The organism is Lapillicoccus sp., assembly GCF_046595215.1.
Taxonomy (GTDB): domain Bacteria; phylum Actinomycetota; class Actinomycetes; order Actinomycetales; family Dermatophilaceae; genus Lapillicoccus.
Window position 1 is genome coordinate 1 of record NZ_JBKJPP010000009.1, and the last position, 11969, is coordinate 11969.

The window sequence follows — 11969 nt, forward strand, 5'->3', positions numbered from 1 at the left end:
ACGAGTCCGGGCAGGTGGTCGGGGTGTCCGAGCGATGTTGCCTGGGTCTGCGGAGTCTTGTAGGTCGGCGTCGCCTGGGGGACGGGGGCGGCCTGGACCGGCGCCGCGGTCACGGACGACCCCCCGGCCAGGGTGAACGTTGACGCGCCGGAGATCGGGTGGCCGTCGTCGGTGGTCGCTCGCCAGGCGACCCGATAGCTGCCCGGTGCCAGCTGACCCGAGATCGCGGCCGTGAGGACCGTGCCGGTGGCCGTGGGGGCGCCCAGGGTGACGGGGGCACCCTCGCGGCTGAGCAGGACCGTCGCGAACTGGGCGGGGACGGGCTCGTCGAAGGTGAGGGTGATCCGGGTCGGAGAGGTCTGGAGCTGCTCGCCGTCCTGGGGGGACGCGGACACAAGTCGGGCGTGGGCAGGCAGGACCGCGGCAGACGCCACGGTCGCCATCAATGACAAGAGCACGCCGGCGATCAGGACGCCGGCCAGGACCAGCGCGACGACACGGTTTCGCCGCTCCCTCCCCAAGTACATGTCACCCATTCTGGTGCATCCGGGCCGTGGTCATCGCCCTCCCGGGAATTGGGTACGATGGGCGCCGCTGAATGCGCGACGGTTCGTCCGCTCGCGTCATGGTGGGTGTAGCTCAGCTGGTAGAGCGCTGCCTTGTGGTGGCAGATGCCGCGGGTTCAAGTCCCGTCACTCACCCCACGTGTTGGGCCCCCGACCTCTGGAGACCGAGGCCTGGGGGCTCAGCGCTCGGTGACGGGCTCGACGACGTGCTGGGCGGCGAGCGCCTTGGCAGCGCTGGAGTCCGGCCCGGGTTGCGGCACGAACACCGCCGCGCGGTAGTAACGCAGCTCGGCGATCGACTCGCGGATGTCCGCGAGGGCGCGGTGGCCGCCGGACTTCTTGGGCGAGTTGAAGTAGACCCGGGGGTACCACCGGCGCGACAGCTCCTTGATCGAGCTGACGTCGATGATCCGGTAGTGCAGGTGCGACTCCAGCTCGGGCATGTCCCGGACGAGGAAGGCCCGGTCGGTGCCCACGGTGTTGCCCCCGAGCGGTGCCCTGCCCGCCTCGGGCACCCACCTCCGGACGTGGTCGAGCACCTGTTGCTGCGCGTCCTCCACCGTCGTTCCGCCGTCGAGCTCGTCGAGCAACCCAGACGTCGTGTGCATCGCGTGGACGAAGGGATCCATCTGACCCAGCGCCGCGGAGGGCGGCTTGATGATGACGTCGATGCCGTCGTCGAGCTGGTTGAGCTCGAAGTCGGTGATCAACGCGGCGACCTCGATCAGGGCATCGTGCTCGAGGGACAGACCGGTCATCTCGCAGTCGATCCAGACGATGCGGTCGTTCGTGGAACGCTCGGTGGGGACACTCACGACGACCAGAGTAGGGCCTGGGTCGTGCACTACTCTGCTGCCCATGTCCTCAGGGGATCCGCACACCGGCGCGCCGACCGACCCGGTCGCACCCACCGGCCACGGTCAGCAACCCGCCGCGGCCGGCCAGCCGGCATACGGGGGTATGCCGGGTGAGTACTCCCAGCGTGCCAACCCCACCCAGCGCCCGCTGCGGCGCAAGGCGATCACCTACGGGATCATGCTCAGCGGGTTCCTGCTCTCCGGGGCGGTGCTGGGGCTGGAGCTCGACTCGGGCCTCGGCACCCGGACCACCGTGCTGGCGGCGCTGTTCTCGGCCATCCCCCTGCTCATCGTCGTGCCGACCTATCTGTGGCTCGACCGATACGAGGCCGAGCCGGCCCGCTACCTGCTCTTCGGATTCGCCTGGGGCGCGTTGTGCGCCGCGGTGGGGGCCCTCGTGCTCAACAGCTTCTTCAACATCGCCGTCTCGCTCGCCGGCGCGCCGGATCCCGACACCCTCAGCGCGGTGCTCGGCGCCCCGGTGTTCGAGGAAGGTCTCAAGGGCCTCGGCATCCTGCTGGTCATCCTGCTGCGCCGCCACCAGTTCGACGGCATCATCGACGGGGTCGTCTACGCCGGCATGATCGGCGCGGGGTTCGCCTTCAGCGAGAACATCCTCTACCTCGGTCGGACCTACCTGGACTACGGGCAGGACGGCCTCACCTACCTGTTCGTCCTGCGCGGCATCATGGGTCCGTTCGCGCACCCGCTGTTCACGGCGTGCACGGGCATCGGGCTGGGCATCGCGGTCGCCTTCATGCGGACCAATGGCACCAGGATCCTTGCGGGACTCGGCGGCTACCTGTGCGCGATCCTCCTGCACGGCATCTGGAACCTCGGCGCCAGCACCGGCAGCTTCCTCGGCGTCTACCTGGGCGTCGAGGTGCCGTTGTTCCTCGCCTTCATCGGCCTGATCATCTGGCTGCGGGTCCGCGAGGGCAGGCTCATCCGGCAGTACCTCAGCCAGTACGCCGACGTGGGATGGCTCAGCCACCAGGAGGTGGCGATGCTCGCCTCCCTCGGTGCCCGGCGGCAGGCCCGGGACTGGGCGAAGGAGCACGGCGGCCGGCTCGCGCTCTCCTCGATGCGCAGCTTTCAGGACAGCGCCAGCGACCTCGCCCTGCTGCGCTCGCGGATGGCTCGGGGCTCGGCGGCCAAGGACGCCCAGCTCGGTGAGCGGGCCCTGCTCGACTCGATCGTGGCGCACCGACAGGGATTCATCGGCACCTCGGCCTACTGAGGCCCAGCCGTCGCCCCGGGCGGGTCCTTCCAGCACCGCGGCCGGCCGGCCCCTCCCCTCTAGACTCTCCTCGTCCGGCGGTCGGTCCGTCGGCTGCCCTCGTAGCACAACGGATAGTGCAGCGGCCTTCTAATCCGCAGGTTGCAGGTTCGAGTCCTGCCGGGGGCACTCCCGCCTCGGCTCCGGGTGGGTGCCGGATGGGGGGTGGCCGTCGGGCTGTATGGGGCACGGTGTGTGCGGCGGGGTGTGTTGAGGCCGGTCGCGCCAGTTGGGATGATGCTCACGTGACCCAGACCGCCGCCACGGCCGAGACGCAGGACCTCCTCCGGGCGGTGACGTCCCTTCGCGAGGAGGTCGCCGGCTCGACCCTGCCCCTCGACCTGCCGGATGTGGCGGTGTCGCAGGGCGCCCGCACCGAGCTGCTCCGTCAGCTCGACGACTACGTCATCCCGCGCCTCTCCTCGCTGGACGCCCCCCTGCTGGCCGTCGTCGGCGGCTCGACCGGCGCCGGGAAGTCGACGCTGGTCAACTCCCTCGTCGGGAGCGTCGTCAGCCGCCCGGGTGTCCTGCGTCCGACGACGCGTTCCCCGGTCCTGGTCCACCACCCGGGTGACGAGGCCTGGTTCCGCGATGCGCGGGTGCTCCCGGATCTCGCCCGGGTCACCGGCGGCGGGGCCACGGAGGGGGAGTCCTCGGTGCGTCTCGTCTCCTCAGGGACGATGCCTGCCGGGCTGGCGATCCTCGACGCTCCGGACATCGACTCGGTCGTCGAGCACAACCGCGACCTGGCCCGCCAGCTGCTTTCCGCCGCCGACCTGTGGCTCTTCGTCACGACGGCCGCCCGCTATGCCGACGCCGTTCCGTGGGACCTGCTGCGCCAGGCCTCCGAGCGGGGGACCTCCATCGCCGTCGTCCTCGACCGCGTGCCCGCCGAGGCGCTCGACGAGATCCGCGAGCACCTCGCGTCGATGCTGCGCGAGCACGGACTGGCGGCAGCCCCGATCTTCACGATCGCCGAGTCGCGGTTGACGCAGGACGGGCTGCTCCCCGACGAGCAGATCAACCGGCTCCGGTCCTGGCTCACGGCGCTCGCCAAGGACGTGAGGGCCCGGGCGATCGTCGTGCGGCAGACCCTCACGGGGGCCCTGGACTCGCTGGAGTCCCGGACCGAGATCCTCACCCAGGCGTCGACGGCACAGCTCGGTGCGACGACCGCCCTCCTGGCCGCCGCCGACACGGCATACGCGGGTGCGGTCGACGGCGTCAAACAGGGGATGACCGACGGGGCCCTCCTGCGCGGCGAGGTGCTCGCCCGCTGGCAGGAGTTCGTCGGGACCGGGGAGTTCTTCAAGCAGGTGGAGTCGACGGTGTCGAGGGCACGCGACCGGCTCGTCGCCCTCGTCAAGGGTCAGCCCGCCCCCTCCCAGGACCTCGGCGAGGCCCTCCAGAGCGGGGTCTCGGAGCTGATCCGCGCCGAGGCCCAGGGGGCCGCCTCGGTGACGTCGCGGACCTGGCGCACCCTCGTCGGCGGAGCCAGCCTCCTCGAGGTCCATCCGGACCTCCCCCGGGTCTCCCCGGACTTCGAGGTCAGGGTCAACTCGCTCGTCCACGACTGGCAGGGCGACGTCCTCGAGCTGGTGCGCAACGAGGGCCGGGACCGCCGCACGACCGCGCGGGTCACGGCATACGGCGTCAACGCCGTCGGGACGGTGCTCATCCTCGTGACCTTCGCCCAGACCGGCGGACTGACCGGGGCCGAGGCGGGCATCGCCGGCGGCACGGCGATCCTCGGGCAGAAGCTCCTCGAGGCGATCTTCGGCGACCAGGCGGTGCGCACGCTGGCCATCAAGGCGCGGCAGGCGCTGATCGAGAGGGTGGAGCAGCTGTACTTCGAGGAGCAAGGCCGCTTCCGGGCGGCGGTGGACACCGTCGAGATCAGGAGGGACCAGGGCCGACGCCTCGCGTCCGCTGCCCTCGCCGTCAAGGTCGCCCGTTGAGCCCGCTGAAGATGGGCGCGAAGCGGATCAGCGCCCCGTCCGCCGATGCCCTCGCCGGCCAGACCAGCGCGCTGGGAGCGGCGCTCGAGGCGGGAGGTCTGCAGCTCGACCCCACCGCCGTGGCCGCAGCCCGAAGCATCGTCGACAAGGTCGGTGTGCGCAGCTCGATCACGGCCAACCACACCGTCGTGGCCCTGTCCGGGGCGACGGGCAGCGGCAAGTCCTCCCTCTTCAACGCCGTCGTCGGGTCGGACGTCGCGACGGTCGGTGCCCGACGACCGACGACCTCGCGCCCGACCGCCGCAGTCTGGGGGCAGGAGTCCGCCGGGTCGCTGCTCGACTGGCTCGGTGTCGACCAGCGCCACGACGTGGGCTCGGGAGCCGGCTCGGGCGCAGCCGGGAGTGGCGCCGCCGCCGCCGGGAGCCTGGAGGGCCTGGTCCTGCTCGACCTGCCCGACTTCGACTCGCGCGAGCGCAGCCACCGCGTCGAGGCCGAGCGGGTCCTCGCCCTGTGCGACGTCTTCGTCTGGGTCACCGACCCGCAGAAGTATGCCGACGCGCTCCTGCACGACGAGTACCTGCGCGTGCTCGCCGGCCACGACGCGGTCATGCTCGTCGTGCTGAACCAGGTGGACCGGCTCAGTCCCGAGGCCGTGACGCAGTGCCGCGACGACCTCTTGGCCCTCCTGCGGGTGGACGGCATCCGCACCGCGTCGGTGATCACGACCTCGGCACGCACCGGCGCCGGAGTGCCGGAGCTGCAGCATCGCCTGGCCGCAGCCGTTGCCGGGCACCACGCCGCCCGGCAACGGCTGTCCGCCGACGTCACCGCGGTCGCCACCACGTTGCGCCGGGACGTCGCCGACCAGGAGCCGAAGGTCGAGGCGTCCGCGGACCGGCGACTCGTCGCAGCCCTGGGCCGGGCCGCCGGCGTGCCGGTCGTGCTGAACGCCGTCGAGGCCGACTATCGCCGGGAGGCGACGGCCCGCAGCGGCTGGATCTTCACCCGGTGGGGCCGCAGCTTCAGGCCAGACCCGCTCAAGCGGCTGCGGCTCGGTTCCAGGGGGGCGCCCGGGGCGAAGGGTCCACTCGGGGCCGTGGACCCGTCGGACGTCAGAGCGGTGCTCGGCCGCTCGTCGATCCCGGCGCCCACCCCGGCAGCGCGCTCAGCGGTGCGCCTGGCGGCCGGTGAGCTTGCCGACCGCGCCGGCGAGGGCCTGCCGATCCCCTGGTCGGAGGCGATCGCCGACGTCACGACGCCAGACGACGACCGCCTCGACGAGGCGCTCGACCAGGCAGTCACCAGCACGTCGCTGAGGGCCCGCAGGCCACTGTGGTGGCGTCTGATGGGCCTCCTGCAGTGGCTCTTCGGCCTCGCCGCCGTCGCCGGACTGGTCTGGCTGGCGGTCCTCGGGGTGATCGGCTGGCTCCAGCTGCCGCAGATCGACACCCCCCGGCTCGGGCCGCTGCCCTACCCCTTCCTGCTGTTCGTCGGCGGGTTGCTGCTCGGGATCGGCTCGGCGACGGTGGCGAGGTTGCTGGGTCGGGTCGGAGCCCGGCGCCGGCGCCGGCTGATCGCCTCCCGCCTGGACGACGCGATCGAGACAGTCGCTTCGCAGCGGCTCGTCGAGCCGGTCCGGCTCGTGGTGGAACGGCACCGGACGACTCGCACGAAGCTCGACGGCGCGCGCCGCGCCTGATCCGTCCCCGATCCGTCCCAGCGCCTGATCCGTCCCCGGCTGTGCACATCCCCGTCATCCGACGTCCCACAATCCACAGGACGCGGGCCGGGGCTGGTTGTGGGCCACGGCTCTCCCCACCCTTGGGTCATCGCCCGTCACGCCGACGGGTGGAGCGCACAGGGAGAGATGGAGTGAGTGATGAACGAGAGCTTCGTGACGGTGATGGGCAACCTCGTCGGTGACCCGCAGGGCCGGTCGACCAAGGCGGGGAAGCCCTTTGCGTCGTTCCGCGTGGCCTCGACGACCCGGCGCTGGGACGCCGAGACCCGGGGCTTCGTCGACGGCAGCACCAACTTCATGAACGTCGTCGGCTTCAACGCCCTCGGGGGGAACATCATGGGCAGCCTCAGGAAGGGCGACCCGGTCGTGGTCTACGGGAGACTGCGGGTCAACCAGTGGGTCAACGGTGACGGGGTGAACATGACGTCCGTCGAGGTCGACGCCTACAGCGTCGGCCACGACCTGGCCCGCGGGCAGAGCAGTTTCTCGAAGCCGGAGCGGATCCAGTACGACGCGAACGACCGGCTGGCCGACCCCAACATCCAGGCCTCACTCGACGCCCGGGAGCCCGATGACTCGCAGGGGGATGGCCTGCCCGACGAGGAGGCGTCGTCCGGGGGAGGTGACGAGGACGGCAACGGTCTCGTGGTGCACGGGGGCTTCAGCCGCACGACCGCGGACGCGGACACCGACGACTACGTCGTGGCGAACGCCGGGTGACCCCCTCGGGGTGAGCGGGTCGGGTCGGACCACCGCGGCGGTGGCACGACCCGATGCCGCGCGCACTGGCGGATCAGGAGGCGTCCTGCCGATTGGGTGGGGGAGGCGGCACGCGGATAACCTTCGACCCATGCCCGAGTTCATCTACGTCATGACCAAAGCGCGCAAGGCGCACAACGAGAAGGTCATCCTCGACGACGTGTCGATGTCGTTCTATCCCGGCGCCAAGATCGGCGTCGTCGGTCCGAACGGGGCGGGCAAGTCGACGATCCTGAAGATCATGGCCGGGCTGGACCAGCCCTCCAACGGTGAGGCCTGGCTCGCGCCCGGCGCCACCGTCGGGATCCTCCTGCAGGAACCGCCGCTCAACGAGGACAAGACCGTCCTCGGCAACGTCGAGGAGGGCGCCGGCGAGATCAAGGCCAAGCTCGACCGCTACAACGAGATCTCGGTCGAGATGGGCGAACCGGACGCCGACTACGACGCGCTCCTCGCGGAGATGGGCACGCTCCAGGAGGACATCGACCACGCTGACGCCTGGGACCTCGACGCCCAGCTCGAGCAGGCCATGGACGCGCTCCGCTGCCCGCCGCCGGACGCCGACGTCACCATCCTCTCCGGAGGGGAGCGCCGCCGGGTCGCCCTGTGCAAGCTGCTCCTGCAAAAGCCTGACCTCCTCCTGCTCGACGAGCCCACCAACCACCTAGACGCCGAGTCGGTGCAGTGGCTCGAGCAGCACCTCGCGTCCTACCACGGTGCCGTCCTCGCCGTGACCCACGACCGGTACTTCCTCGACAACGTCGCGCAGTGGATCGCCGAGGTCGACCGTGGCCGTCTCTATCCCTACGAAGGCAACTACTCGACCTATCTCGAGAAGAAGTCCGAGCGCCTGCAGGTCCAGGGCCGTAAGGACGTCAAGCTGGCCAAGCGCCTCAAGGACGAGCTGGAGTGGGTCCGGTCCAACGCCAAGGGCCGCCAGGTCAAGTCCAAGGCGCGGCTCGCCCGCTACGAGGAGATGGCGGCGGAGGCCGACCGCACCCGCAAGCTCGACTTCGAGGAGCTCCAGATCCCGCCCGGGCCACGTCTCGGTTCGACGGTCATCGAGGTCACGGACCTCAAGAAGGGCTATGGTGACCGCGTCCTGATCGAGGGTCTGTCGTTCTCGCTGCCCCGCAACGGGATCGTCGGGGTGATCGGCCCCAACGGGGTCGGCAAGACGACGCTCTTCAAGACCATCGTGGGGCTCGAGGAGCCCGACGCCGGCGCGGTCAAGATCGGGGAGACCGTCCTGATGTCCTACGTCGACCAGAGCCGGTCCGGCCTCGACCCCAAGAAGAACCTTTGGGAGACCGTCTCGGACGGCCTCGACTTCATCAAGGTCGGCCAGGTCGAGATCCCGTCCCGGGCCTACGTCTCGCAGTTCGGCTTCAAAGGCCCTGACCAGCAGAAGCCCACCGGTGTCCTCTCCGGTGGGGAGCGCAACCGCCTCAACCTGGCGCTGACGCTGAAGCAGGGCGGCAACCTGCTGCTCCTCGACGAGCCGACCAACGACCTCGACGTCGAGACACTCGGTTCGCTGGAGAACGCCTTGCTCGAGTTCCCGGGCTGCGCCGTGGTCATCAGCCACGACCGGTGGTTCCTCGACCGGGTCGCGACGCACATCCTCGCCTGGGAGGGCACCGAGCAGAACCCGGCCAGTTGGTACTGGTTCGAGGGCAACTACGATTCCTATGAGACCAACAAGCTCGAGCGACTCGGCGCCGACGCGGCCCGTCCTCACCGGGTGACCTACCGCAAGCTGACCCGCGACTGAGGAGCGCCCCCGGGCCAACTCTGCAGCCGAAGAAGGTGGCAAGCTGGCCGGTCGACGCGCACACTGGGCGCGTGGTTACCTGGTTTTTCCTGCTCGTCCTGGCAGTCGGCGGCCTGGGCGCCATCCGGCTGCGCCGGGGGCGCTCGTCTTCGCCACCCCCTCCCGCTGGACGTGCCGCGGAGGTCAATGACCTGACGGACCTCGATGCTGCGTTCGACCGGGTGTGCGCCGCCCACTCCCACGAGCTCGGGATCCTCCTCGGCGCCCGGCTCACCCAGCTCGTCCACCGTCAGGTGCCGGTCCGCGCCATCCGGCAGGCGCCGGGAGACCGCTCGGTCCGGGTGTGCTTCGCCGACGGGACCGTCGTGCTGGCCCGCGGACATTCCCCGGGTGACTTCGCGCGGATCGCGTGGGCCATGCACGGGCAGTCCGTGCGACTGGCAGCGTTTGCCACGGACGAGGACGGCACCCATCTCGACTTCCGGTGGCGGCCGGACCACCGGATGGCCGCCGTCGCCGTCGGTCTCGACCAACCGGACTGAGCCGGTGAACTCACCGAGCGTGTCGCAGGCCCACCAGCAGGAGCCCCAGCTCAGGGCTCGATCCTCGGGTGATGAACAGCTCGAGGCGTCGCTGATGGCGCGGGACCAGTGCGGGCTCCTGGTCGTCGAAGAACATGCTCACTATCGCAGCCGTGCTCCTGACCCGGCAGTCCAGGGATTCCTCTCCGTGATGGCGCGGGTCGCGCTGCAGGGCGGGCGATCCGCTGTCGGACCGCCTCGGAGCGGCTGGCCGCTCGCCCCTCGACGACCTCGGCGTCCAGGGCCGCCAGTTCCCGGTCGTCGAGCCGGATGGCGATGTGCGTGGTCATCACCACACACTGCCCCGGCCGTCAACCACGTGGTATGCGCACCGCGTGAAGGGGGATGCCGTCGCCGTTCGGCCTCACCGACGGGCCGCGACGAGGCGAAGGCCCAGCGCGGCATACGTGGTGCCGATCTCGGCGGGAGTGCGGCTGATCGCGGGGGAGTACCAGCGGGCGACGTCGATGCAGAGCGACATCAGGGCCAGCGCCGTGTCGTGAACGTCGTCGACGGAGAACTGTCCCGCGGCGACGCCCTCGTCGAGCACTGACCGGACGATCGAGTCGATCTGCTTGCGGAGGGCAAGGACGTCGACGCGGTGCTCGGGCGTGAGGTGGGGGAACTCGTACTGCACGACCCGGGCCACCTCATGGTGATCGGCGTGCCACTGCGCGAAACCCGACATGATCTGGGCGAGGCGCTCCGCGGGGCCACCGGGGGAGGCGGCGGCGGACTGGACCAGCTCTAGGGCCACCTCGTGGCCACTGTGGCTGAGGGCGTGCAGGAGATCCTCCTTGGAGGAGAAGTGGACGTAGACCCCCGAGGGGGACAGCCCGGCGCGCGACGCGATGTCGCGGGTCGTCGTCGCGTGGAACCCCTTGTCCGCGAACGCCCCCGCCGCGGCGCCGAGCAGACGGTCGATCGTCTGGGCGCCGGAGGCCGTCGTGGTCGTCACGTTGACATCATCCCGCACGTCGGCGAGACTAAGCAAGCGCTTAGTTACTGGGAGGTAACCCGATGCCACGCAACATCTACGACGAGGACCACGAAGCGTTCCGCAGCAGCGTCCGCGAGTTCGTCGACCGCACCCTCACGCCCCGCGCCGAGGAGATGCTGGCGGCGAAGTCGATCGCCCGGGACATCTGGAAGGAGGCCGGCAAGCAGGGCCTCTTCGGCCTCGACATCCCCGAGGAGTACGGCGGCGCCGGCGCCGGCGACTACCGGTTCAACGCCATCTCCGCCGAGGAGATCGCCGCGTTCAACGGCGCCGTGTCCTCGTGCTTCGGCATCCACGCCGACGTCTGCCCGCCCTACCTCGTCGACCTCGGCACGGACGAGCAGAAGCAGCGTTGGCTCCCCGGCATGGCCTCGGGCGACCTGATCTGCGCCATCGCGATGACCGAGCCGTCCGGCGGCTCTGACCTCGCCGCCCTCAAGACGACGGCCGTCCGCGCGAACGACTCGACGGGCGACTGGATCATCAACGGCAGCAAGACGTTCATCACCAACGGCTACCAGGCCGACCTCGTCATCGTTGCGACCCGGACCGACCCGAGCAAGGGCGCCAAGGGGATCACTCTCTTCATGGTCGAGGACGGCATGGAGGGATTCTCCCGCGGCCGCAAGCTCGACAAGGTCGGGCAGGAGGAGTCGGACACCGCCGAGCTGTTCTTCAGCGACCTGCGGGTCTCCGACGCCAACCGGATCGGCGACGAGGGCATGGGCTTCGTCCACATGATGGAGCGCCTCGTGCAGGAGCGGGTGGGTGCAGCGGTCAGCAACACCTGGCACGCGCGCCAGATCCTCGACGAGACCATCGAGTACGTCAAGGAGCGCAAGGCCTTCGGGCAGAGCGTGGGGTCCTTCCAGCACAACAAGTTCAAGGTCGCCGAGCTCGTCACGACGATGGACGTCACGCAGGCGTTCGTCGACCAGTGCGTCCTCGCCCACGCTCGTCAGATCCTGCTCGAGACCCTGGACTACGCCCAGGAGCGCAAGGCGTTCGGCCAGGGCATCGGCTCCTTCCAGCACAACAAGTTCCTGCTCGCCGAGCTGGTCACGCAGATCGACGTCACCCAGGCGTTCATGGACCAGTGCATCGTCGCGCACGCCAAGGGCGAGCTCACCGCGGTCGACGCGGCCAAGGCCAAGTGGTGGACCTCGCAGGTCCAGAACGACGTGCTCGACCACTGCGTGCAGCTCTACGGCGGCTACGGCTACATGAACGAGTACCGCGTGGCCCGCGCCTGGCGCGACGCCCGCGTCTCCAAGATCTGGGCCGGCTCCAACGAGATCATGAAGGAGCTCATCGGCCGCGACCTGGGCCTGTAGGCGCCTGCCAGCCCAGCCTCACCTTGCTTGCGAGCGCGGCGCGGTCTGGCGACGATCGACCCATGACCGCTGACATCGCCGACAGCTCAGTGGGGGAGCTCGGGCCCCACGACGACGAG

11 protein-coding genes and 2 tRNA genes are annotated in these 11969 nt (G+C 70.3%); 9 read left to right on the forward strand and 4 right to left on the reverse strand.

Going from position 1 to position 11969, the window contains the following annotated elements:
* On the reverse strand, positions 1-527 hold a 527-nt coding region (locus tag ACLL9L_RS00575; protein ID WP_411282696.1), incomplete at its 3' end, for a copper resistance protein CopC.
* A 101-nt stretch (positions 528-628) separates the two neighbouring features.
* On the opposite strand from ACLL9L_RS00575, the gene ACLL9L_RS00580 reads away from it, so the two are divergent.
* A tRNA-His gene (locus ACLL9L_RS00580) sits at positions 629-704 on the forward strand.
* A gap of 41 nt (positions 705-745) precedes the next feature.
* On the opposite strand, the gene orn is transcribed toward ACLL9L_RS00580, so the two are convergent.
* Positions 746-1324, reverse strand: coding sequence for an oligoribonuclease (gene orn, locus ACLL9L_RS00585; protein ID WP_411282706.1), 579 nt, complete (start codon positions 1322-1324; stop codon positions 746-748).
* Positions 1325-1424: 100 nt separating this feature from the next.
* Between orn and ACLL9L_RS00590 the strand changes: the two genes are divergently transcribed.
* The 7 genes from ACLL9L_RS00590 (at position 1425) to ACLL9L_RS00620 (ending at position 9477) form a co-directional block, all read left to right on the forward strand.
* A complete protein-coding gene (locus tag ACLL9L_RS00590) occupies positions 1425-2663 on the forward strand; it encodes a PrsW family glutamic-type intramembrane protease (protein ID WP_411282697.1) in 1239 nt (412 codons plus the stop codon).
* 95 nt (positions 2664-2758) lie between these two features.
* Positions 2759-2831, forward strand: a tRNA-Arg gene (locus tag ACLL9L_RS00595).
* Positions 2832-2947: 116 nt separating this feature from the next.
* Positions 2948-4660, forward strand: coding sequence for a dynamin family protein (locus ACLL9L_RS00600; protein ID WP_411282698.1), 1713 nt, complete (start codon positions 2948-2950; stop codon positions 4658-4660).
* On the forward strand, positions 4657-6360 hold the full coding sequence (locus ACLL9L_RS00605; protein ID WP_411282699.1) for a GTPase: 1704 nt from the start codon (positions 4657-4659) through the stop codon (positions 6358-6360). Before ACLL9L_RS00600 ends, ACLL9L_RS00605 begins: the two co-directional genes overlap by 4 nt.
* Positions 6361-6540: 180 nt before the next feature.
* A complete protein-coding gene (locus tag ACLL9L_RS00610) occupies positions 6541-7122 on the forward strand; it encodes a single-stranded DNA-binding protein (protein WP_411282700.1) in 582 nt (193 codons plus the stop codon).
* A 130-nt stretch (positions 7123-7252) separates the two neighbouring features.
* Positions 7253-8935 (forward strand): energy-dependent translational throttle protein EttA, encoded by a 1683-nt coding sequence (gene ettA, locus ACLL9L_RS00615; RefSeq protein WP_411282701.1) that lies wholly within the window; start codon positions 7253-7255, stop codon positions 8933-8935.
* A gap of 71 nt (positions 8936-9006) precedes the next feature.
* A complete protein-coding gene (locus tag ACLL9L_RS00620; RefSeq protein WP_411282702.1) occupies positions 9007-9477 on the forward strand; it encodes a hypothetical protein in 471 nt (156 codons plus the stop codon).
* Between the two features lie 10 nt (positions 9478-9487).
* Here ACLL9L_RS00620 and ACLL9L_RS00625 read toward each other — a convergent pair whose 3' ends face one another.
* Both ACLL9L_RS00625 and ACLL9L_RS00630 read right to left on the reverse strand, forming a co-directional pair.
* The gene (locus ACLL9L_RS00625; protein WP_411282703.1) at positions 9488-9613 is read right to left on the reverse strand and encodes a hypothetical protein; all 126 of its coding nucleotides are present in this window, start codon (positions 9611-9613) and stop codon (positions 9488-9490) included.
* A 267-nt stretch (positions 9614-9880) separates the two neighbouring features.
* Positions 9881-10474 (reverse strand): TetR/AcrR family transcriptional regulator, encoded by a 594-nt coding sequence (locus ACLL9L_RS00630; protein WP_411282704.1) that lies wholly within the window; start codon positions 10472-10474, stop codon positions 9881-9883.
* Positions 10475-10536: 62 nt separating this feature from the next.
* On the opposite strand from ACLL9L_RS00630, the gene ACLL9L_RS00635 reads away from it, so the two are divergent.
* The gene (locus ACLL9L_RS00635; RefSeq protein ID WP_411282705.1) at positions 10537-11850 is read left to right on the forward strand and encodes an acyl-CoA dehydrogenase family protein; all 1314 of its coding nucleotides are present in this window, start codon (positions 10537-10539) and stop codon (positions 11848-11850) included.
* Positions 11851-11969: the final 119 nt, after the last annotated feature.

Excerpts from the sequence above, each read along its gene's own strand:
- ettA (WP_411282701.1), top strand. The coding sequence starts at position 7,253 with ATGCCCGAGTTCATCTACGTCATGACCAAAGCGCGCAAGGCGCACAAC.
- ACLL9L_RS00590 (WP_411282697.1), top strand. The coding sequence starts at position 1,425 with ATGTCCTCAGGGGATCCGCACACCGGCGCGCCGACCGACCCGGTCGCA.
- ACLL9L_RS00610 (WP_411282700.1), top strand. The coding sequence starts at position 6,541 with ATGAACGAGAGCTTCGTGACGGTGATGGGCAACCTCGTCGGTGACCCG.
- ACLL9L_RS00625 (WP_411282703.1), bottom strand. The coding sequence starts at position 9,613 with ATGTTCTTCGACGACCAGGAGCCCGCACTGGTCCCGCGCCATCAGCGA.
- ACLL9L_RS00635 (WP_411282705.1), top strand. The coding sequence starts at position 10,537 with ATGCCACGCAACATCTACGACGAGGACCACGAAGCGTTCCGCAGCAGC.
- orn (WP_411282706.1), bottom strand. The coding sequence starts at position 1,324 with ATGACCGGTCTGTCCCTCGAGCACGATGCCCTGATCGAGGTCGCCGCG.